This window comes from Chromohalobacter sp. 48-RD10, from assembly GCF_029889785.1.
In the GTDB taxonomy this organism is placed as follows: Bacteria; Pseudomonadota; Gammaproteobacteria; order Pseudomonadales; family Halomonadaceae; genus Chromohalobacter.
The window spans coordinates 36,431-58,956 of the sequence record NZ_JARANX010000013.1 but is presented as its reverse complement, the minus strand read 5'-3'; the positions used below and the strand labels follow the sequence as shown (position 1 = coordinate 58,956).

The 22,526-nt window shown below is 61.8% G+C and carries 20 protein-coding genes; 10 read left to right on the top strand and 10 right to left on the bottom strand.

The features are described from left to right. Positions 1-22 precede the first annotated feature (22 nt). Genes OP496_RS13085 through OP496_RS13060 form a run of 6 tightly spaced genes read left to right on the top strand, consistent with a single transcriptional unit; the run spans position 23 to position 5,130 of the window. Entirely contained in the window at positions 23-469 is a 447-nt protein-coding gene (locus OP496_RS13085) for a nuclear transport factor 2 family protein (RefSeq protein ID WP_280564132.1), read from the top strand. Between the two features lie 28 nt (positions 470-497). Beyond that, entirely contained in the window at positions 498-1,289 is a 792-nt protein-coding gene (locus tag OP496_RS13080; RefSeq protein ID WP_280564130.1) for an SDR family NAD(P)-dependent oxidoreductase, read from the top strand. After that, the gene (locus OP496_RS13075; protein ID WP_280564128.1) at positions 1,286-2,614 is read left to right on the top strand and encodes an FAD-dependent oxidoreductase; all 1,329 of its coding nucleotides are present in this window, start codon (positions 1,286-1,288) and stop codon (positions 2,612-2,614) included. The genes OP496_RS13080 and OP496_RS13075 overlap by 4 nt, the downstream gene beginning before the upstream one ends. Beyond that, a complete protein-coding gene (locus OP496_RS13070; protein WP_280564126.1) occupies positions 2,611-3,378 on the top strand; it encodes a DUF1365 domain-containing protein in 768 nt (255 codons plus the stop codon). The genes OP496_RS13075 and OP496_RS13070 overlap by 4 nt, the downstream gene beginning before the upstream one ends. A gap of 50 nt (positions 3,379-3,428) precedes the next feature. Beyond that, positions 3,429-4,643: a cyclopropane-fatty-acyl-phospholipid synthase family protein gene (locus OP496_RS13065; protein ID WP_280564142.1), complete on the top strand. Its 1,215-nt coding sequence runs from the start codon at positions 3,429-3,431 to the stop codon at positions 4,641-4,643. 4 nt (positions 4,644-4,647) lie between these two features. Continuing rightward, on the top strand, positions 4,648-5,130 hold the full coding sequence (locus OP496_RS13060) for a DUF2878 domain-containing protein (protein ID WP_280564124.1): 483 nt from the start codon (positions 4,648-4,650) through the stop codon (positions 5,128-5,130). Here the strand turns inward: OP496_RS13060 and OP496_RS13055 are convergent. Beyond that, on the bottom strand, positions 5,099-6,934 hold the full coding sequence (locus tag OP496_RS13055) for a GGDEF domain-containing phosphodiesterase (RefSeq protein WP_280564122.1): 1,836 nt from the start codon (positions 6,932-6,934) through the stop codon (positions 5,099-5,101). The genes OP496_RS13060 and OP496_RS13055 overlap by 32 nt on opposite strands. Before the next feature lie 210 nt (positions 6,935-7,144). On the opposite strand from OP496_RS13055, the gene fabA reads away from it, so the two are divergent. Together fabA and fabB are read left to right on the top strand one after the other, a co-directional pair. Beyond that, a complete protein-coding gene (gene fabA / locus OP496_RS13050) occupies positions 7,145-7,660 on the top strand; it encodes a 3-hydroxyacyl-[acyl-carrier-protein] dehydratase FabA (protein ID WP_040239351.1) in 516 nt (171 codons plus the stop codon). 13 nt (positions 7,661-7,673) lie between these two features. Further along, positions 7,674-8,891 carry a beta-ketoacyl-ACP synthase I gene (fabB, locus tag OP496_RS13045; RefSeq protein WP_280564120.1) on the top strand — a complete coding sequence of 406 codons (1,218 nt, stop codon included), beginning with the start codon at positions 7,674-7,676 and terminating at the stop codon, positions 8,889-8,891. Positions 8,892-8,989: 98 nt separating this feature from the next. On the opposite strand, the gene OP496_RS13040 is transcribed toward fabB, so the two are convergent. Both OP496_RS13040 and OP496_RS13035 read right to left on the bottom strand, forming a co-directional pair. Next, positions 8,990-9,745 (bottom strand): lysophospholipid acyltransferase family protein, encoded by a 756-nt coding sequence (locus OP496_RS13040; RefSeq protein ID WP_280564118.1) that lies wholly within the window; start codon positions 9,743-9,745, stop codon positions 8,990-8,992. After that, on the bottom strand, positions 9,742-10,614 hold the full coding sequence (locus OP496_RS13035; protein WP_280564117.1) for a sugar nucleotide-binding protein: 873 nt from the start codon (positions 10,612-10,614) through the stop codon (positions 9,742-9,744). Before OP496_RS13035 ends, OP496_RS13040 begins: the two co-directional genes overlap by 4 nt. Before the next feature lie 116 nt (positions 10,615-10,730). Between OP496_RS13035 and OP496_RS13030 the strand changes: the two genes are divergently transcribed. Further along, complete coding sequence (locus tag OP496_RS13030) at positions 10,731-11,003, top strand: hypothetical protein (RefSeq protein WP_280564114.1); 273 nt, start codon at positions 10,731-10,733, stop codon at positions 11,001-11,003. A 151-nt stretch (positions 11,004-11,154) separates the two neighbouring features. On the opposite strand, the gene hmpA is transcribed toward OP496_RS13030, so the two are convergent. Continuing rightward, positions 11,155-12,336, bottom strand: coding sequence for an NO-inducible flavohemoprotein (gene hmpA / locus OP496_RS13025; protein ID WP_280564112.1), 1,182 nt, complete (start codon positions 12,334-12,336; stop codon positions 11,155-11,157). 245 nt (positions 12,337-12,581) lie between these two features. Between hmpA and norR the strand changes: the two genes are divergently transcribed. Then, positions 12,582-14,150 carry a nitric oxide reductase transcriptional regulator NorR gene (norR, locus tag OP496_RS13020; RefSeq protein WP_280564110.1) on the top strand — a complete coding sequence of 523 codons (1,569 nt, stop codon included), beginning with the start codon at positions 12,582-12,584 and terminating at the stop codon, positions 14,148-14,150. Between the two features lie 24 nt (positions 14,151-14,174). Here the strand turns inward: norR and pgaD are convergent, their stop codons facing one another. From pgaD to OP496_RS12990, 6 genes are all read right to left on the bottom strand, one after another. After that, positions 14,175-14,651 carry a poly-beta-1,6-N-acetyl-D-glucosamine biosynthesis protein PgaD gene (pgaD, locus tag OP496_RS13015; protein ID WP_280564108.1) on the bottom strand — a complete coding sequence of 159 codons (477 nt, stop codon included), beginning with the start codon at positions 14,649-14,651 and terminating at the stop codon, positions 14,175-14,177. A 3-nt stretch (positions 14,652-14,654) separates the two neighbouring features. Beyond that, positions 14,655-15,953 (bottom strand): poly-beta-1,6-N-acetyl-D-glucosamine synthase, encoded by a 1,299-nt coding sequence (gene pgaC / locus OP496_RS13010; RefSeq protein WP_280564103.1) that lies wholly within the window; start codon positions 15,951-15,953, stop codon positions 14,655-14,657. Further along, on the bottom strand, positions 15,950-18,055 hold the full coding sequence (pgaB, locus tag OP496_RS13005; protein WP_280564101.1) for a poly-beta-1,6-N-acetyl-D-glucosamine N-deacetylase PgaB: 2,106 nt from the start codon (positions 18,053-18,055) through the stop codon (positions 15,950-15,952). The genes pgaC and pgaB overlap by 4 nt, the downstream gene beginning before the upstream one ends. Further along, the gene (pgaA, locus tag OP496_RS13000) at positions 18,055-20,220 is read right to left on the bottom strand and encodes a poly-beta-1,6 N-acetyl-D-glucosamine export porin PgaA (RefSeq protein ID WP_280564099.1); all 2,166 of its coding nucleotides are present in this window, start codon (positions 20,218-20,220) and stop codon (positions 18,055-18,057) included. The genes pgaB and pgaA overlap by 1 nt, the downstream gene beginning before the upstream one ends. Positions 20,221-20,501: 281 nt before the next feature. Further along, on the bottom strand, positions 20,502-21,071 hold the full coding sequence (ssb, locus tag OP496_RS12995) for a single-stranded DNA-binding protein (protein ID WP_280564097.1): 570 nt from the start codon (positions 21,069-21,071) through the stop codon (positions 20,502-20,504). A gap of 34 nt (positions 21,072-21,105) precedes the next feature. After that, positions 21,106-22,488 carry an MFS transporter gene (locus OP496_RS12990; RefSeq protein WP_280564096.1) on the bottom strand — a complete coding sequence of 461 codons (1,383 nt, stop codon included), beginning with the start codon at positions 22,486-22,488 and terminating at the stop codon, positions 21,106-21,108. Positions 22,489-22,526: the final 38 nt, after the last annotated feature.

Sequence of the window (22,526 nt, the reverse complement as noted above, 5' to 3'; positions counted from 1 at the left end):
CTCGCCCTTCTCGGAGGACCGCATGCGACAGGATCCTGCCTTGGAGGCGTTTTGTCATGCCTTCAAAAATCTAGACAAAACGTGTACAAGAGACCTCGAAAACCTCTACACTGAAGATGTGTCATTCACAGACTCGTTACATCATGTCGAGGGGCGCGATGCGTTAATACGTTACTACGCCGAGATGCTCGACAACGTCACCGAGTGCCGCTTCGACATCGGACACTGTCAGCGTGAGGGCGATGACGCCTGCGTCGACTGGATCATGTATCTCAAGCACCCCCGACTTGCCGGCGGGCGCAGGCTCGAGGTCATGGGGTGTTCGCGACTGACGTTCCACGGCGATCGAGTCTGCCGGCAACGCGATTACTTCGACGCCGGTGCGATGCTTTACGAGCACTTGCCCGTATTAGGCACGCTGATCCGTTGGCTCAAGCGACGCATGCGTCCGACATCTTCACCGCACTAGTCAGCATGTATCACCTGGAGGAGAGCGCATGACCGCATCAGCAGCCCCCCAGCGCATCTGGTTGACCGGCGCCACATCAGGCATCGGCGAGGCACTTGCCGTGCGGTTGTTGAAGGAAGGCCACCGGGTCGCGCTGACCGCGCGTCGACGCGATACCCTGGAGGCGTTAGCGGCCCCCTTTGAGAATGCCCTGGTAGTTCCCGCCGACCTGACCGATCGCACCTCGGTCACCGCCGCCGGGGAACATATAGAGGCCGTCTTCGGAGGCCTCGAGCTAGCCCTGCTCAATGCCGGTACCTGCGAATACGTGGACGCGTGCAACTTCGATGTCGACCTCATAGAGCGCGTACTGGCCACCAATCTTCACGGCACCCTGTACGCCATCGATGCGGCACTACCGCTACTGCGTCGCGCTCGGCATGGCACACAGCGTCCGCAGTTGGCGGCTGTTTCCAGTGCCTCGGCGTACTTTCCGTTGCCGCGCGCCGAAGCTTACGGTGCATCCAAGGCCGCGCTCAGCTACTTCCTCGCGTCCCTGCGACTGGATCTGGCGGCGCAAGGCATCGATGTCAGCGTCATACATCCCGGATTCGTGCGCACGCCGCTAACCGAGCGCAATGACTTCCCCATGCCCATGCGCGTCGAACTCGATACCGCCGTCGCGGCCATCCTGCGCGGACTGGAGAAACGCGCACTCGACATCCACTTCCCGCGCCGCTTCACCTTGCTGGTCAAGCTGGCGGGCATTCTGCCGCCTGCGTTACGTCATCGCCTCGGGCGTCTGTTGACCCGCAACACCGCCGAAGAGGATTGCTCATGAACGTGCCCGCCTCACGCATCGCGGTAGTCGGCGGAGGCATTGCCGGCATGGCCTGCGCCCATTACCTCTCGCCACGCCACGAGGTAACCCTGTTCGAGGCCAGCGAACATCTCGGCGGCCACACGGCGACCGTGGATGTCGAACTAGATGGGCATCGGCATGCCATCGATACCGGTTTCATCGTTTTCAACGACCGCACCTATCCGCACTTTCAGCGCTTGCTGGCGCAGTTGGGCGTATCCGCGCAGGCCACCGAAATGAGCTTCTCGGTGCATACCACGCACGAAGATTTCGAATATAACGGCCATACCCTCGACACCCTGTTCGCCCAACGTCGCAATCTTCTGCGCCCTGACTTTCACGGCATGCTGCGCGATATCCTGCGCTTCAATCGCCACGCGGTACGCGATCTATCGAACGGCACCTTGCCGGCAGACATGACGCTGGGCGAATACCTGACGCGGGGTGGCTACGGCGAGACGTTCCGGCGCCGCTACCTGCTGCCCATGGGCGCTGCCATCTGGTCCGCCAGCGAGCACGATATGGCGAATTTCCCGCTGACATCCTTCGTGCATTTCTTTCATCATCATGGGCTGCTGTCGGTGAACAATCGCCCCCAGTGGTACACGCTCGTGGGCGGTGCACGACGCTATATATCCCCGCTGACGGCTGCCTACGCCCAGCGCATCCGCCTGGCCTGCCCAGTGCTGGGTATCGAGCGCGACGCAACGGGTGTGACACTGACCACACGCCAAGGTCGGGAGCGCTTCGACCAGGTGGTGCTCGCCTGCCACAGCGACCAAGCCCTGGCGATGCTGAACGATCCCAGCCCAGCGGAGCGCGAAATCCTCGACGCTCTGCCGTACCAGAACAATGACGTCATCCTGCATACCGATACCCGAATGCTGCCGCGTCGGCGCCGTGCCTGGGCAAGCTGGAACTATCGCGTCGACGGGCGCGAAGCCGACGCGCGCGTTTCAGTGACCTACGACATGAATCGTCTCCAGCATCTGGCAGGCACGACGCGTTTCTGCGTGACGCTCAACGACAGCGACGCCATCGCCCCCGACTGCATGCTGCGGCGCTTCGTCTATCGCCACCCCTGCTTTACGCTAGCCGGCGGCGCCGCCCAACAGCGCCATGCGGAAATATCCGGCCCGCACCGTCGCACTCATTTCTGCGGTGCGTACTGGCGCCACGGTTTCCACGAGGATGGCGTCTGGAGCGCGCTACGCGTGGCCCATGCTCTGGGCTGCGATGAATCCGATGCCCTGTCAGGGCCTCTCTCGTCGGCAACCGCGGTGCCTGAAGGAGTTCCGGCATGAGCGCCCCCTTGCACAGCCGGGTGGCCCTGGGCGAGCTGCGCCATCGGCGCTTCACGCCTCGCGTGCACCGCTTCACCTACCGCGTGTGGATGGCTTGGCTCGACCTGGACGAATTGCCCGAGCTCTTCGATGCGCTGCCAGGCTTCAGTGCACGACGTGCGGCGCTGGCGCGCTTTCGCCGTGAGGATTATCTGGGGCCCACGCATCTCCCGCTCAAGACGGCAGTGCATCAGCGATTGCGCCATGAGCTGGGCGAGGCGGCCCCCGCAGGCCCTGTCCGCATGTTGACCCAGCTGCGCCTATGCGGCGTGCTCTTCAATCCCATCACGCTGTATTACGTCTATGACCATGACGAACGCCTGTGCGCCATCCTCGGCGAAGTCACCAACACGCCATGGCGCGAGCGCCACGTCTATGCCTATACGGTGACGCCGACACGCCATACCCATGCCGCCCATTTCGACAAGGCGCTGCATGTCTCGCCGTTCAACCCCATGGACATGCGTTATCGATGGCGCTTCAACACGCCACGCGAGCACCTGCTGATGCACATGGAGGCATGGCGCGAGGCCACGCGACATTTCGACGCGACGCTGAGCCTGCGTTTCGCACCCGCTGGGCGGCGCGCGTGGCTTGTCACTCTGGCACGCGCCCCTTGGATGAGTCTCAAGACGCTGGCCGGCATTCATTTCGAGGCATTACGCCTATGGTTGAAGCGCATGCCGATCTTTTCAAATTCCCGTGGCGAGGAGACACGCCCGTGACGACGACTCGTTCCGCCACCAAGACGTCTACCAGCACGCTCGACACGCGCGTGGCAAGTTGGCTCAGGCCTCGTCTGCTGCGGCAGCTGTCGACCCTCGAGGGCGGCGTACTGATCGTCGAGGAAGCTGGACGCACACACCATCTCGGCCAGGGCGGACCACTCACGGTACGTCTGCGGATACATCACGACCGAGTATGGCGACGTATCGCGCTGGGGGGCAGCGTTGCGGCCGGGGAAACCTATATGGAGGGTGACTGGCACTGCGACGACCTGGTCGCGCTGATTCGCTTGCTCGCGCGCAACCTGGAGCACGTCAACGAACGCCTGGAGAAGGGTTCCGCACGACTGGCGCAGGGTGTTCTCAGCGCGCTCCACGCCCTGCAGCGCAATACCACCGGGCGCGCCCGACGTCATGTGGCGGCACATTACGATCTCGGCAATGCCCTCTTCGAGACGTTCCTCGATCGCGAACACTGGCTGTACTCCAGTGCCATCTTTCCAAACCCCGACGCCAGCCTGGAAGACGCCTCGACATACAAACTGGAGCTCATTCTCGACAAGCTGGATATCGGCCCCGAGCATCACTTGCTGGAGATCGGCACCGGCTGGGGCGGGCTGGCACTTTACGCGGCGCGCACCCGAGGCTGCCGCGTCACTACCACGACCATTTCCGAGGAGCAGTACGCACATACCGCGCAACGCATCCGCGAGGCCGGTCTCGAAGAGCGCATCACCCTGCTCAAGCGTGATTATCGCGACCTCGAGGGGCGCTACGACCGTCTGGTATCGGTGGAAATGATCGAGGCGGTGGGGCACCAGTACCTGGCCACTTATCTGGCCACCGTCGACCGTCTACTCGACGACGACGGTTTGGCGCTGCTCCAGGCCATCACCATTCGCGATCAGCGCTATGAAGCAGCCAAGCGCGAGGTCGACTTCATCAAGCGCTACATTTTTCCTGGCGGTTTCCTGCCTTCCCACCAGGCAATACTGAAAAGTATCGCACAACGCACGCAACTCAACATACTCGCCCTTGACGAGATCGGGGCACATTATGCGCGCACGCTTTACGAGTGGCGTCAGCGCTTCGAGGCCAGTCTCGAACACGTTCGCGCGCTCGGCTACGACGAGCGCTTCGTTCGCATGTGGCGTTATTATCTTTGCTACTGCGAAGGTGGCTTCCGCGAACGCACCATCGGCGCCTCGCAGTGGCTGCTGGCCAAGCCCGGCAGCCGCCGCGCGCCACTCACCGGAGCACCTTGATCCCATGTTTGGCAAGGTCATAAACGCGCTCGCCTTTCAGGCCGGTTGGCTGGCCTGCGTGCTGGGTGGTACGCCCTGGGCGCTACCCACGGTGGCGCTCATCGTGACCTGTCATCTACTGTGGCTGGGCATTCCGGGAGAGTGGCGCTGGCTGGCAGGGTTCGCGTTACTGGGCGCGGGCATAGACGGTACTCTGACGTTGCTCGGCGGTTTACGCTTTGCCGATGCCTCAGGACTACCGCTGTGGCTGTGGCTGCTCTGGCCACTGTTCGCGACCACTATCCACCATTCCCTCGCTTGGCTATGGTCACACCCCCGGCTGGCAATGTTGGGCGGGGCGCTCGGTGGGCCGAGCTCCTACCTGGGGGGCGCACGCCTGGCGGATGTCGAACTGGCGCCTTGGGCAGTGGTGGTGCAGGCCGTGCTCTGGGGCAGTCTATGCGGGTGGCTGGCGCTCAGGACAGTGATATATCGAGATCGTCCTTGAGCCGCTTCTCGACATCGGTGACTCGTTCGGGGCGGGCATAGAAAAAGCCTTGCACCATGGAACAGCCTTCTGAATGCAGATAGTCTCGCTGCGCCTGCGTTTCCACCCCCTCGGCAATCACATCCAGCCCCAAGCCACGTGCCATGGCGAGCACTGCCGAAGTGATCGCGGCATCGGCGCTATCGTCGGGTAGGGCACGCACGAAGGCGCGGTCGAGCTTGAGTTTGTCCACTGGCAGTTCCTTGAGATAGGCCATCGACGAATAGCCGGTGCCGAAGTCGTCGATGGCGATCGGGTGTCCCTTACCGCGCAGCGCGACGAGACGCGTCGAGATGTCTCCGGCACGCTCATCGAGCAACACCGACTCGGTTAGTTCCAATCCCAGCATGGCCGCAGGTACGTTGTGTTTGGACAAGCTCGCGGACAACCGCGACTCGAGATCACCTTGGATCAACTGCACTGCAGAGATGTTGATCCACACTGGCACGCACGATAGGCCTTGCTGGCGCCAGGTCGCCAACTGCGCGCAGGCGCGATCGATCACCAAGTCGCCTAGGGATGCCATCAAACCGTGGCGTTCGGCCAGGGGGATAAACGTTCCCGGCGAGATCATGCCATGCGTGGGATGATACCAGCGCAGCAAGGCTTCCATACCGGCTAGTCGGCCATCATCGAGGTAGTATTGTGCTTGATAGAAGAGCTCGAGTTGCGTGCCGTGCGCCAGCGCTTGGCGGAGTTCGTTGAGCAGCTCGAGTTGGGGATCCCCATCGACTTCCAGCGAGGGGCGGAAGCGTTGGCTGTAGTTACGCCCGTGACGCTTGGCGGCGTAGAGCGCCGACTCCAGGCGTTGGAACAAGACGCCGGAATCGCGTCCATCGTCGGGCGCGCGACAACTGCCGATGGTCAGTCCCAGGCGCAGGGGTTTGTCGCCAATCTCGAACGGTTCGCTCAGATGCCCGCGCAGCCCTTCGACCCATTGTTCGTGATCGTCATAAGTCGTGGTGCGAATGACCATGAACTCGTCACCGCCCAGTCGGCCTACGACACCACCGGCAACGAACGCCGCGAGCCGCTGCCCAAAGCGCGATAGCAGACGATCCCCCTGGTCGACGCCCATGGCATCGTTGACTGCCTTGAAGCCATCGATGTCGATCAGCACAATATCCAATTCTTCGCCGGCCCGCAGACGCTGCAAGCGCGAGGCCAGCAGGTCATGCAGACGCCGACGGTTGGGCAAACCGGTCAGCGGATCTTCGAAGCCGATACGCTGTAGATCCTGCTCACGTGCCTTGTGACGCGTGATATCGGTGAACAATCCCACGTAGTGCGTGACAACCCCCTTGTCATCGGTAATCGCCCGCACACGCAGCCATTCGGGAAACTCATCACCGTGTTTGCGCTGATTCCAGACCTCCCCTTCCCATTGCCCGGTAGCGTTGAGGCTTTGCCAATAATTCTCGTAGAAGGCCTTGTCGTGGCGTCCCGAGGAGAGTACCGATGGGTCGAGGCCGCGTATCTCCTCGTCGCTGTAGCCGGTGATCTGCGTAAAGGCCGGATTGACTGCCTCGATGCGATTGCGGGCGTTGGAAATCAGTACACCATCGGGGGAGAGCATCAGAGCGGCTTCGGTAAGCTGACGTCGCGTCGATTCCTGGCGGATTTGACGCCAGGCATCCATACCGCCAATGATCACCATCACCAAGGCCGCCAGTCGCAACATCAGCGTCGGCAAAAGGCTCATGGAGGCCATGGCAGCAATGCCCGTCCATACCAAGGGACGGTTGAGCGTAAAGACGGACCACATGGCGATTTAGCGACTCAATCAAGAGAGGTTCGTGAAGTGCAGGCATCATGCCCCTTCTCTTGCGATCGGCGCAACCCGCCCCCATCCTCGGATTGCACCCATAAGGCGCGCCCGGTAGGCTAGCCCAGCGTGCATTCATTCGGCACTGCCAGTAGACTAAGGTGTTCGTGCTCTGCGACGCACCACAATTTCGACTCTCGGAAAGATTCAGTGACCAAGCAACATTCTTTCAGCTACGAAGAACTGCTGGCATGCAGCCAGGGCGAGCTTTTCGGCCCAGGCAACGCCCAGCTGCCGGCCCCCAACATGCTGATGCTCGATCGCATCACGCAAATCCAGGAGGGCGGAGGCGAGTACGACAAGGGCGAACTCATCGCCGAATTGGATATCCACCCCGACCTGTGGTTCTTTGACTGCCACTTCCCCGGCGACCCGGTCATGCCAGGCTGTCTAGGCCTGGATGCCATGTGGCAACTAGTCGGCTTCTACCTCGGTTGGCTGGGACATCCTGGCCGCGGACGCGCTCTGGGCTGCGGCGAGGTCAAGTTCTCGGGCCAGATCATGCCGAACGCCGAGAAGGTCACCTACCGGATCAACCTCAAGCGGATCATTACCCGGCGGTTGATACTGGGGATTGCCGACGGCACCGTTTCGGTCGACGGTCGCGATATCTATCAAGCCAACGATTTACGCGTTGGCTTGTTTACCTCCACCGCGAATTTCTGATCAGGAGGCTTCCATGCGACGAGTGGTAGTCACCGGCCAAGGCATCGTGTCTTGCCTCGGCAATGACCAGCATCAGGTACTGGACGCGCTACGCAGCGGACGCTCGGGTATTCGTTACAAAGATGAATACGCGGAACGTGGCTTCCGCAGCCACGTGGCCGGTGTCATCAATGCCGATCTCGATACCTTGATCGACCGTAAGCTGCGTCGCTTCATGGGCGATGCTGCGGCCTTCGCCTATGTTTCGATGGAACAAGCGATCCGCGATGCCGGCCTCGATGACAGCGATATCTCCAACGAGCGTACCGGCTTGATCGCTGGCTCCGGCGGCGCGTCCAGCGCCAACCAGGTCGAAGCTGCCGATGTTCTGCGCGAAAAGGGCCTGCGTCGCGTCGGCCCCTACCGGGTCACGCGAACCATGGGCAGTACGGTCTCCGCCTGCCTCGCCACGCCGTTCAAGATCAAGGGCGTCAACTACTCCATCTCCTCGGCCTGCGCGACCTCGGCCCACTGCATCGGCAGTGCCGTCGAGCAAATCCAGCTCGGCAAGCAGGACGTGGTCTTTGCCGGTGGCGGCGAAGAGGAGCATTGGACGCTGTCCTGCCTGTTCGATGCCATGGGCGCGCTCTCGACCAGTTATAACGATGCGCCCGAAACCGCCTCACGTCCCTATGACGCCTCCCGCGATGGTTTCATCATCGCCGGTGGCGGCGGCATGCTGGTGCTCGAAGAGCTGGAACACGCCAAGGCACGTGGCGCCAAGATCTATGCCGAAATCGTCGGCTATGGCGCTAACTCCGATGGCTACGACATGGTCGCACCCTCCGGCGAGGGCGCCGCGCGCTGCATGCGGCAAGCCATGGCGACCGTGGACGGCCCGATCGACTACATCAATACCCACGGCACCTCCACCCCGGTGGGCGACATCGCCGAGCTCCAGGCGATTCGCGAGGTGTTCGGCGATACCACGCCGGCAATGAGCTCCACCAAGTCGCTGACCGGGCATTCGCTGGGCGCCACCGGCGTGCAGGAAACCATCTACTCACTGTTGATGATGGAGCACGCCTTCATCGCCGCGTCGGCCAACATCAGCGAGCTAGACGATGCCGCTCAAGGTTTCGATATCGTCGACCAACGCCGCGACGATGCTGCCATCGAGCGCGTGCTGTCCAATAGTTTCGGGTTTGGCGGCACCAACGCCTGCCTGGTGCTGCAGCGCTACCGGGGCTGAGCGAGCGCAGCGCCGTGCTTTCCCGGTAACACGCAAAAGGGGCGTCTCGTGAGAGACACCCCTTTTTGCGTGCTGGCACAGCTTCCGTCGACAGCGGCTCAGGCCGGCACTTTGGTAGGCTCGCTCTCGATCTCGGGACGCGGTTCCGCGGAGATTTCGCGAAGCTGCGCCTCGATCCACTCCTCGACCTCGGCCAATACCTCGTTGGTGGAGCGCCCCTGCGTGGCGATCGGCTCACCGACCACTACGTTCAAATCTCCAGGTTTCTTGACCCAATGCCGCCCAGGCCAGTGTTCGCCGGCATTGTGGGCCACGGGTAACACCGGGACACCAGAGCGACAAGCAATCACCACCCCACTCTTGTTGTAGCGCCGCCGCTGCCCTGGCGCCACCCGCGTACCCTCGGGAAAGATCAGCACCGATAGTCCCTCAGCCAAACGCTGCGTGCCCTGCTCGAGCACCATGCGCATGGCCCGCGACGGTCGCGCGCGATCCAGCGCGATAGGCTTGATCAAGCGCAGCCCCCAGCCGAAGACCGGCATATTGAGCAGCTCACGCTTGAGCACCGTGCACACCGGCACCTTGAGCAACTGCAGAAACAGGGTTTCCCACTCGCTCTGATGATTGGCGAGCACGACGCAGGGCCCTTCAGGCACGTTATCGCGCCCGCTGACGTGATAACGCACCCCACAGGAAACGGCGAACCAGCCCACGATGAAGCGGTTATACAGATTCAGCACCCGAAATCGCGAAAACAACGACAAGAATGGCGCGACCGGTAGTAACACTAGGCCGCTGATCAGCAGCGCCAGAAAGTAGCCGGCATAAAAGACGAGACTGCGTAACACCTTCACGTCGCTGACTCCTTGTCATGCAACAGACACCAGTCATCCAGCATACGGCTCAGCTCGAGCCGCCAGGGCTTCTGGTGGATACCGAAAACGTCCAACACGCGGCGACAGTTCAGGACTCGCCGCAAGGGGTGATCATGATGATGATGCAAGGCGTGCAAAGTCCCCAATGTCGCGTCACGTTCCTGCCGCTCGAGATGCGTGGTGAGGTAGGTGCGCACGACGGAGGCGAACGTATACGGGCTGATCGGCTCGGTACCTGCCAGATGATAGGCGCCCCAAGCATCGGCGCCACAACCTTGCTGCTGCATCATGCCGATCAACGCCATGGCCACCGCATCGACCGAGGTCGGGCACAGGATCATGTCTTCCGCGGCGCGTACTTCGTCACCCGCCAACAGCGTGTCGAGTAACTCAGGTAACCAGGCATGCGCGCCGCCGAGCGCGAACAGCGGCCCCAGCCGTACGATGAGATGTCTCGGCAGACACTCACGCACCCGGTCGCCAGTGGCAATCAAGCGTTTTAGACTGTCATCGCGTGGCGCCGGGATGACATGCTCGTCGAGCGGCCCGTCACCACCTTCCTCATAGAGCTCATCGGACACGCACCAAATCAACGGCACGTCGTATTCCCGACACAGCGCGAGATTGGCGTCGACCGCCTCGACATGGGCCATGACCTCGGCGGGCGCCAGACGTGACGGCGCCGATAACGGCGGCACCACCAGCGCATCGGGCCGGGCCTCAGCCAAGGCCTCCGCCGAGACGTGCGTCTCCTCGACGATGGTCAATTGGGTGTCGCGACGTCGATTGGCCTCACGCGCCAGCGCCAGACTCAAGCAATGTCCCGCATTCGCCAGCAACAGCTTCACGGCCTCTCCTTTCGCATGCTCGTCTCCTCGATTCGTCGTCCACCTCGTCGACAGGGGTACATATTCGCCCATCGACGTATTGCCTGTCATCCGCTCAGGTTCCGCACGGAGACGACTTGTCACCGTGGTCGTACTCAAGGCAAGTATTCTACGCCAAGCAGGCGACGGACTCAGCCCGAGATCCCAGGATACCCCGTTATCAGGCCGCCCAGCACACGCTCCATTGTGACGACCGCCTCTTCCACAGCGTGGATGGCATCCACCAGGAAGATACCGGAGCGCCCTTCGAGAGCTTCATTATCATCATCAACAGCCGCTTCGTGGATGCGTTTCAGAACCAGATCCTGCGTCGGCACTTTCCCGAAGCAGTGCTCAACGAAACCCGCTGATACTCACTATCACTCCTGACCGAATAGCGCCGGGGCCGCCTCGGCGCTCCCCCTATATAACAATGCCCGTCAGGCACGGCACGCCATGCCTGACGCATCACGCAAAACGCCACGCTGGCTGGCGTGGCGTTCGGGTCAGTGACGCAATATCTCAGGCGACATCCGCCAGCGGCTCGGCCGGCCCGAAGAACTCATGATGACGCCGTGCAGCCTCGACCCCGAGCGCCCCCAGCGCCGCATCGACACAGCGCATGAAGTCCGCCGGCCCCACCGTATAGCAGTGAGCGGCATGTGGCACATACTTCGAAAGCAGGTCGGCATCCACGCGGCCAACGTGGTCGGGCACATCCTCCGCGCGCGGTTGAGAATAGACGCTAATCACCCGCAATAGCGCCGGATACGCCTTGTGCAGGTCAGCCAGCTCGTCGGCAAACGCACGCACCGCGCCGTCGCGCGCCGCATGCAGGTAGACGACGCGACGCCCCTCGGCGAGTGCCTGTCGGGCCAGCGGCAACATCGGCGTCTGCCCCACGCCGCCACTGATCAGCATCACCGGCGCATCGCCTTCGGCCAGGGTCAAATGCCCCGCTGGCGGCAGTAGCTCCAGGGTATCGCCCACCGCCAGACGATCATGGAAATGCCGGCTTACCTGGCCACCCTCCTCGCGCTTGATGGAAATCCGATAAGTCCGGCCATTGGGCGCCACCGAAAGGCTGTAGTGGCGATGCACCGTTTCGCCATCAATGGCCAACTTGAGACCGATATACTGTCCCGGACGATGCGCGGCGACCGCACCGCCATCCACCGGCGCCAGCTCGAACGAAGTGATGACGGCACTCTCGGGACGCTTGGCGACAATGCGAAACTCGCGGGTGCCGTCCCAGCCACCGGGCTGAGCGGCGAACTCGCGATAACGTCGCGCCTCCTTCTCGATCAGAAGCCCCGCCAGTTCGTCGTAAAGCGCGCTCCAGGCATCGGCGACCTCCGCCGTCACTGCCTCGCCCAGCACTTCGCCGATCGCCGCCATCAGGCATTCGCCGACGATCGGATAATGCTCGGGGCGGATCCCCAGCGACACGTGCTTGTCGACGATGATGCCCAGCACCTCGTCGAGACGTGCCGGATCATGGCGCAGTTGCACATAGGCGACAACGGCACCCGCCAGTGCGCGCGGCTGGCCGCCGCTTTGCTGATGCGCAGCATTGAACAGCGTCTTGACCTCGGGGTAGCGTGCAAACATCAACGGATAGAAGCGCTTGGCGATAGCCTCGATGTGTTCGGCGACCACCGGCGTCGTAGCAGCGATGACGGGTTCCTGGGCGGATGTCAGCATGATGTTTCCTCGCGATACTTGCAGTATGTATTACTGTTATCGCAATCGGAGTGCCAACTCTCCCCTTTTCGACACGCCCGCGACATTGTGCCACGCCAGTATTTGCTAGGCGCGCGGTTGCCGCTTTATAGAAACTTCAGGACGCAGCCCGGTAGGTGAAAATCCCTTGCTCTCGGCGCCATGACTGTCAAAATAACACCCATATTACTGTCGATATGACTATTTACTCGAGAAAAAATGTATAAATGACAGCGTTCTTGCATACCTTGCGTGACCTACTCGCCGACCTCAGCGCTGGCCATGCCAATGACCGGCTCCCTGAGCGCTGGGCCCGGCTCCTGGACGCACTGGTCGGCGGCTATCCCGCCGACGCCAGCACGCTGATGGTCGCCCACGACGACGGCCTGCAGCCCGTGGCCGTGCTGGGCCTCGACGATGAAGTCCGCGGGCGTCGCTTCAGCCTGACTGCGCACCCGCGCCTGGCAACGATCGCTGCGCATCCTGGTGTGTGCCGCTTCCCGCTCGACTCGTCGTTGCCCGACCCCTTCGATGGACTGCTCGACGACAGCTTGAGCCATGTGCATGACTGCATGGGCGTGGCGCTGCGCGATGGCGACCGACTGCTCGGCATGCTGACACTGGATGCGCTGACGCCAGGCTGCCTGGCCGTCATCGACGATAACGAGCTATTGGCCGCAGCGGGTCTGCTGGCAACCTGCTTACGTCTTGCACAGCAGCTCAGCGACACCCGTTCACGCCTCAATCAGGCACTCGACCAGCACTTCCCCGATCAGAACGCACCGCGGAACAGTGCGCCCTATTGGCAGAGTCCTGCCATGCGACGGCTGGAAAAAAGTCTCACCCTGGTGGCCCCCACCGACATGAGTGTGCTGTTGCATGGCGAGACCGGGGTCGGCAAGGAGCGTATCGCCCGGCGCGTGCATGCGCTGTCCGCACGTTGCGAGGGGCCACTGGTACGCGTCAATTGCGCGGCCTTGCCCGAGTCATTGATCGAAAGCGAACTGTTCGGCCATCGACGCGGCGCGTTTTCCGGCGCCGTCCGCGATCATCGCGGCCATTTCGCCATGGCCCACGAGGGCACACTGATGCTCGATGAAATCGGCGAACTACCGCTGGCCATGCAACCCAAGTTGTTGCGCGTACTGCAGGAAGGCGAGATTCAGCCGTTGGGCAGCGAGACCCCGCAGCGCGTCAACGTGCGCCTGATCGCGGTCACCAACCGTGACCTGAGCCAGGAAGTCGCCGCCGGGCGCTTCCGTGAAGATCTCTACCACCGCCTGAGCGTCTTCCCGCTAGAGGTGCCGCCCCTGCGGGAACGTCGCGAGGACGTACCGCTGCTGGCTGGTAGTCTCCTGGAGGACAACCGCATTCGCCTGGGGCTCGCCAACCTTCGCCTCGACCTGACGGCCGAACACGCCCTGCTGGCATGGCCATGGCCGGGAAACATCCGCGAGCTGGAACATACCCTGGGGCGCGCCGCGCTACGTGCCCTCGGAGACCAGTCTCCCGTTGGGCAAGGCGCGCGCCGTGATGCCGTGGTCCGCATCGCCGCGCATCACTTGGAACTGCCGACAACGCCCGCCGACGACACCCTTGCTCCCGAACCATCAGTACCCGAGACGCACCCCGCGCCCTCAGCTCCGCTACGCGAAGCCGTCGAGACCTTCCAGCGCCGGCATATCGCCCTCGCACTGGAGACACACAACGGTAACTGGGCTGCCACTGCCCGTGCCTTGCACACCGACAGCGGCAACCTGCATCGCTTGGCCAAACGCCTGGGACTCAAGGCGTGAGCGCCTATCTCAACCGCTAGCCCCTCACAACGCCGATGTCGCCTCGATGCCGATGATGTGCCCCCGCGCATCATGGCGCAATGTCGTCACACGACTGCGCTGAAGATACTCGACCTGCGCCTCACTCACTCCGAAAGAGTCCCTCAGGCGTACAGTGGTCAATGGGGATGGCGAGCGGCGACGGTCGGCATGTCGAAAGCGGCGATAGTTGTAGAAGGCCCATATCAGCAACGCCATTCCCGACAGCACGACGGTCACGGCATAAACTGTCAGCGAGGCCCAACTGTGCGCGTGACTATCGATCACATAGGCCTGAAAACGCTCACTCCCGAAGGCCCATCCCAATAGCGTCGACAACGGAAGGAACAAGTAAAGCCATAACATCCAGCCCAGCCCCGAAAGCAGCGCGAACACACTACGCTGACGACGCGACTGCAAGTCAGGCCGATAAATGATATCCGGCAACGTGAGCGCGCTGTGATTATCGGCGTTATCGTGCATTGATCACTCCTCCTTGCCGGCTTGAATGCCGCGATCCGGGCTGCGCCACCTGGCACGCTGGCAGCGCGAGCCGCAAAGTCCCTTGGGCACGGCGACCACCGCGGTGAGCGTCGATAATGTCCAATACAGCAAGGGATACCAGATCACCCAGAAATAATGACGCAGGAACCCCGTCCGCTCGTAGCGTTGATCGATCACGAGACTTACCAGGAACTGAATCAAGCATGTCGCGCCTAGCAGCAAGCCATTCCATTGGGGCAATAATGTGGCTACCTGCCACTGCTGCGGCAGGGACACAAACGGCCCCAAACAAAACAATACGGCGATCGCCAGCATTACATAGGCCCAGATCAAGCTGGTGAAGTACTCGATTGCCACGCCCCAGAAACGCCGTTGGCGCCAGGCGAAAAGGCCCCGGCCATAGCGCATCATTACTTCGACACCGCCCTGGGCCCAGCGCAGCCGTTGCTGCCAGAGCCCCTTGAGTGTTTCCGGCATATAGATGTAACAGAGTGCCTCGGGTTCGAAGCGGATATCCCAGTGGTCCATCTGCAAGCGCCACGAGATATCGATATCCTCCGTCACCATGTCGGTGTGCCAGTAGCCCACACTATCCAACGCGGCGCGATTGAACCCTGTCACCACACCGGAAACGGTAAAAATGCGACCGTAGGTTCGCTGAGCGCGCTTGATCAGACCGATGATCGAGGAAAATTCGCCGACCTGGATCTTGCCCAACAGCGTCGAGCGGTTGAGGATACGCGGATTGCCGGTCACTGCGCCCACACGCGGTCCTCCGGTCAGATGGCGCATCATCCAGTAGACGGCATAGGGGTGCAGCAAGGCATCACCATCGATGGTCACCAGATAATCGCTGCGTGCCGCGAGCGTCCCGGCGCGCAATGCCACGGCTTTGCCCTGGTTGGCGGCGAAATGGATGACTCGCAGGCGTTCGTTGTGTACCGCCAGGCGGTCGAGAATGGCACCCGTGTCATCGTTACTACCGTCATTGACGGCGATGACATCGAAGTGCGGATAACGCGTCGCCAGCGCATAGGCGATCGTCTGTTCGACTTGGGCCGCTTCGTCGTGACAAGGGATGACGATGCTGACCGTTGGTGCATTCTCTCCCAACTCTTCGAAGCGCGGCGTCATATCCTGCCCGCGTTCACGCCTTAGGTAGAACCAGAGCCCACCGATGATCCACATCCAGGCCATGAAGATCGGGTAATAAAAAGCAAAACCGAACATCGTGTCCCGCCAATCGATGGTCAGTATCCAAGCAACGAGTGCATCGATCATGGCTGACTCCGGCGGTGGGGAAACTCGTTGAGGCTCATGCCTTCGAACGTCGGCTGAAACGCTGGTTTGCCGGTGATGAAATCATCCGGATAGTACGCCAGGTTGAGCGCGCCACGACGCACGAGCTGATGCATCCAGTCACGCAGGCGCCTTGGCGCGATCCATTCCTCGCGCTCCCAATCATAGGTCTGCAGCTCGAACACCGTTTTATCGAGACCGCTTGGATAGCGCTGCACTCGATCCACTAGCTTGTCCAACCACTCTTTCGGCGGCTTCTCGGTGCCATCCAGGTAAGGCATCGCCATCAAGGCGACATCATCGTAGTGGTCGAGGAATGGCCCCAGCGCCTGAGAGAAACGCGCTTCCGCACTCGGGTCGAGCACGACGCGTGCATAGAGATTGCGCGCCACGCGAAAGCGATTGCTCAAGTTAGCGTAGTGTCGCGCACCCTCAAGGGCCTGCTCACCGAAGTCGATCAACGCCCGAGTCTTGTCACGCGGGCTCAGCTTGCAGTCGGTAATCCGGCGTTTACTATCCGGCCAACGTGCCTCGGAGATGCATGCCTGGGCATCTTCATCAGCGGCCAGGTAAGCATCATCGTGAATCAGGATGCCGTCGATGCCCGGCGTACTACGGGCCAGGTCAGAATAGATGTCCTGGACGAGCGTCTGCGCCTCGGGACGAAACGGGCTCAGGCGCCGATAGTCACGCTCGGCAACGCGGCTTTCGCCATCGGCCTCGTGCACCCGAACCTGCAAGCGACGCTGCCGAGAGGCATCCGGCAGATCGAAGGCCAGTAGGGGTAACCAGGCATAGACATCCACACCAGCGCGCGTCTTGAGCTGCCAGGCGACGCGGTTGAACAAATCGGCCCGTACCGGCAGATGATCATTGGGGAAGTAAAGTGATGAGGCAGTGCCATCGCCATCCGGGTCGGCGAACGCCTGCAGGTAGACCGTGCGCACTTGCATCGCCTTGATGCGATCGAGCAGCGCGCTCAGGTTCGCATTGACCTGCTCCGGATCGTCATCATAGAGCATATCGAGATCGACCTGTACGGCACGCTGACTACGCGTCGGCGGATCGAGCGTCTGCGCGACCTGCGCTTCGATATCCACCGGCGAAGGGTTGCCCATGACCAGCAAACGTCCGAAATCGGGCCCCGAGGCGGGTGTCGGCAGACGCCGGTCTCCCAAGTTGAAGGTGAAGTCAAAGCCGGCATCACGTGCAATCGCCTCGGTCTCGGCATTGGTGGCGCCATACGGCCAGACCACGGTCCTCGGACGCATGCCCGTGCTGGACTCGATCACATCGGCACTTTGCACCAGATCATCGTGAATGCGCTGTCGATATGCGGCATCATCTTCATACTCACCGCTCGCCGGGTCGTAACGCCGCGTAAGCGCAGCCGGCTCGACGTTCCCCTGTGGGTTGGCACGAATGCCACGGTGCAAATCATGCGTGTGAGTGGCAATCTCGACCAGGCCCGAGGCCTGCATTTCTCGTACCTGCTCCCAGGTGACGAAGCCTGCCTGGCCACGAGTGGCGCCGTTGTACTGGATTTCATCTCCGGCGGCATCGTCACGCGCGTCACTCGCCGCGCCACCTAGATTTCCCGCCAGTTGAGCGGTATCGCGCGATGCCGCGCTCTCGCCCTTGCGGACCCGCTCGAGCCACCCGGTCTCGACTGCGAAGAGCGCCGGATAATCGTAGGCCTGCAGAAGCGGATAAACGCGACGATAGAAGCTTTCCAGGCCATCGTCGAAACTCAGCAGCACGGCATTCGAAGGCAGCGGCTGCTTACCTTGGCGTGCCGCCTGAATGTCGTCCAACGAGATAGGATGCCAGTCATGCGCCAGCATCCAGTCGAACCATGCCGCTAGGCGCTCATGGCTGATCGCATAGGGGTCACGGCCCACCGCCGGTTGAGCAGCGTCGCGCACATCATGAAACCCGAGGGTCACGAAATGTCCCTCGGGTATCTGCACATTGGCCGAGGCAGCGGGATCGCTAGGGGACGGCGCAATCGGCGTCTCGGCCCAACTGGGACTCGCTATCAGCAGTCCCATGCAGAGCAGCAATATTGATACCAGAGACGCCATTACAGCACTCCCTCGAAACCGAACTGTCCATACCAGCGCTTCTCACGCTCGCCTTCGTATGCATGGCTTTCCCAGCCGATGCCGTAATTGATCGACCAGGTCCGCGTCAGCTGCCAGGTATGGCCATAGGACACCTCGTAACCCGGCGCACCGCCGTAGCCGCTTTCCCACTCAGATGCCGCGCCCAGCGATAAATTTTGGGTCAAGGAGCGATCGTAACGACGCCAGGTGAGCCAGTCGTGCTCGAGCGTAATGCCTGCGGTGCGCTGGTCGGCGGGATTGTAATAATCGGCGTCGACGTCACGATTGTGTTCGGCCGACAGCGCACCAATTAGCCGCGTTTGATGATGGGCACTGGCCTGAACGCGCTGGGTCAGACCGGCCGATACATCGCTGCGTAAATTGCCGTCGCTGATATCCAGCGCGCCCAGCGTGAGCGTGGCTTCGCGGGACTCATTCTGGCGCCAGGTCACTTGCGTCTGATAAAGACGACCGTCCAAGTCATCGCGCTCGGCACGCAGCGGCGTCTCGGGAGACTGCGTTTGCGTACGTAGCTGGTACTGCCAATGATCGCCAAGCCATTGCGACCACCCGAGATCGAGGCCTAGGTCGTCATTGAGACGCTCACCGCTCAACGCCGTCCACCAGTGCCGACGCAGCCACTGGCGTTCGATACCCAGGCCTTGACGACCATGGCGTTCGGCGCCCTCATCGTATTCGCCCCATTGATAGGACTGCTCGACATAGGCCCGATAGCCTCCCTCGCTCCAGGGTGAGTTCAGACGCAGTTGGTAATCGCCATCCTGGCTCCCGTTAACGGCATCACCACCGTGAGAGCTGCCAACACTGCCCTGCCCCTCGACGGAAAAGTGCTGACGATCCAGCCATTCGAGCCGATTACGCCGCACCGCCGAATCGCTTGGGAACTGCTCAGCCAATGCCTCGCTTGTCTCTCGCCAACGCGTGTATGCCTCGAGATCCTGGGCATTCTCGGCGATGTTCAAACGCGTGGCTTTATCATGCGGCGCATACGCCTGGGCCAACTCGGACGTCGCTTGCGCTTGTTGGTACCAGCCACGGGCACGCTCGGCGATGGCGAGCCCATTGATGATATCGGTGTTTCGCGGTGCCGCCCGATAAAGCGTAGCGGCTCTATCCAGCGCAACCTCTTCATGGTTTCGGTATGCCGCATCGCGGACCCGGAGGCGATCGATTTCACTGCGCTCCCAGTTAGGGACCGGCGACGCCGTCTGATTCTCGCGATAGCGCCACGTCGGGACGCGGTCATTCAGGCGCGCCAGTTGTTGCTTGGCCCCCTCGTAGTCCTCACTCTCGATCAACGCGTAGTAATATCCCGTCTTGACCGCGAGCGGTGCCGGCGAATCGGTACTGAGCACCTGGCGATAAAGCGCTGCCGCCTTTTCGGGACGCCGACGTGCCAGATACGCATCGGCCACCGGGGGCTTGGCATAAGCCGGTAACCTCACGGAGGCCCGACGCAACGCTTCGTACTCTTCGATGACATCATCGAAACGCCGCAACTCGCGTAGCACCACGAGCCGATCGAACCGAGTACGCCGACGCACCTCACTACCGACTGCAAAGGCATCGAGGTTGGCATCGAGTTCCTTCAAGGCATGTGTCAAGGCAACATCGTCCTTGGCGTAGCGTTGACGACGCTGGTGGCGCGCCTGTTCGCGGATCCCATCATGGATGACACGCGTCGCCCTATCCGCCCGGAAGCGGTCATTTACCTCATCTGACCACGCAGGCCGATGACGTCGCCTCAACTGATCGGCGCGCCGATATGCCCCCAAGTTGGAGAGGCTTGAGATCTGGGTCTTGAGCGCCTGTGCGTTATACGGCGCATACGCCAGCACACGTTCGGCGAGCTGCAATGCGATGTCGGGGTGCCCTTGCTGTCGCTGGCGCTCGGCTATTCCTGCCAGATCGTCGGCGCTGGGATGTCCATCAGGCCCCGCACGCACGTCGTCGCCATAGGCCGATACCGGTGCATCAGTGGCCGGCAGTCGACCATCGGGAAAACGCGCGTCCGCCTGAACGACACTTGTCGGCACCAAAAGCAGCCCCAGTGCGACAAATCCAGTAAAAGGCATCCCCAAGCGTAGAAAACGATGACAGCCGGAACGTGCGAGCGCACGCAAGCAATGGCCTGGATGGCCCCGCCGGCCGCCGAAGCGGAGAGATTGCATTATGTGATGACACCACCGTTAGTTCCATTAACGAGATGAGGGCTCAAATCCGTTGAGCGGATGCTGTAGCGACATCGAGGCTAGTAGGGGATATCTCTGTATGCAAATAAGTGTGATGTTATGTGTCTTTGCGTATCCATGGCAATCTGAGAGCTTGTCCTCCAAAGCCGACATAAAAAAGCCCCGTTATACGGGGCTTTACAAGCTTCTCTCGATTCGTCACGTCGACAACGCTAGAACGGGATCTCGTCGTCGAAGTCATCGAAGTTGCCGGGGTTGGGAGCACCGTAATTGCCTTGCTGGCCACCCTGCTGGGGCGGCTGTTGCTGAGGTGCCTGCTGCTGCGGGGAGGGGCCACCTTGCGGTTGGCCGTAGCCACCGCCCTGCTGCGCCGCAGCGCCTTGGCCCATGCCTTGCTGAGGCACATTCTGCTGAGGCTGAGCGTAGTCACCACCACCCTGACCGCTGCGCGAATCGAGCATCTGCATGTCGTTGGCGACGATCTCGGTGGAATACCGATCCTGCCCGTCCTGACCCTGCCATTTGCGCGTCTGCAGGCGGCCCTCGACATAGATACGCGAGCCTTTCTTCACGTACTGCTGGGCGATTTCCGCCAGCTTGTTAAACATCACCACCGTATGCCATTCGGTACGCTCCTGGCGCTGACCGCTCTGACGGTCGGTCCAGGTATCGGTGGTCGCGATGCGTAGATTGCACACCGGATTACCGGAAGGTAAAAAACGGACTTCTGGATCCTGACCGAGATTGCCGATCAGGATGACCTTGTTCACGCCGCGCGCCATGTAAGTCTCCTTGAAAATAGTCCCGCGCCCGTTATCAGGCGCTCTTGTGATCTCGCTCGGACCCCAGGACGCGTTCCAGCGCCTCGGTGTCCAGCCGCTGACGGTCGACCTTGAGATAGGCGACACGCTCGTCAGGCACCACCATGACATCCTCGACGCCGGCCACGGCGGCGAATCGCTCCATCAGTGTATCCATCGTACCCATCGAGCGCTCGTTCAGGGCGACGATCTCGCTCGAGAGATGGCGGGGAGCCGGCATCTTCCAGACAATCACCAACCATACCGCACCCAGCAACGCCGCGCCCAGGAAGACCGCGTCCAGGCCAAAGTGCTGGGAAAGGAAGCCCCCGGCCGTTCCGCCCAGGAAGGCGCCCAGAAACTGGCTGGTGGAGTACACGCCCATCGCCGTGCCCTTGGCACCCGCCGGGGCCAGTTTACTGATCATCGACGGCAGCGTAGCCTCCAACAAGTTGAAAGCCACGAAGAATCCCCAGAGCAGCGAGAACAGCGCCCAACGCCCATCGGAAAGCTCTACCAGACCGGCCAGACAGAGCGTCAGCCACGCCACGGCACCGATGAAGATCGGTTTCATCTTGCGGTACTTTTCGGCCACGATTACCAGCGGCACCATGGCCACGAAGGCCAATGCCATGATCGGCAGATACACCCAGCCGTGATGCGCCGGCGCAATCCCCAAGGCTTCCAAGCGAAAGGGCACGGCCACGAAGCAGGCGGTCAGGATGGCGTGCAGGGCGAAGATCGAGAAATCTAGACGCAACAGATCACGCCGCGCCAGCATCGCGCGGAGCTGGGTGCGGTCGAGCCCTACATCGCGATGCGATACCAAACGTGGTGACCGCGGCACCAGTCGCCACAGCACCAGCAGCCCCACCACCGCGAGTGCGGCCGTGAACCAGAACACGCCGGCCAAACCGAAAGGGTCAGCGACCAAGGGACCCACGACCATCGCCACGCCAAACGCGATACCGATCGACAGCCCGATGGTCGCCATCGCCGCCGTACGCACCTCTTCGCGGGTCTGATCGGCCAGCAGCGCCATGATCGCGCCCGCGACCGCGCCGCTGCCTTGCAGGCAACGCCCGACGATCACCCAGCCGATCGAGGTCGCCTGGGCGGCGACAACACTGCCCAGCAGAAATAACAAGAGCCCGATGCTGATGATGAGCTTGCGGCCGAACCGATCCGACAGCAGCCCGAAGGGAATTTGTAGAATCGCCTGTGTCAGGCCATAACCGCCCAGCGCCATTCCCACCAGTAAGGGGGTCGCGCCGTCCAGATCCCCGGCATACAGCGCCAGGACCGGCAATACCATGAAAAGCCCGAGCATGCGCGTCGCATATAGGCTGGCGAGGCCGAAAATGGCACGCCGCTCGGTGTGAAGCAATGATGAAGACATGATTGAGTCGCGTCGTTGAAGAGAAGAAACGTTCGATA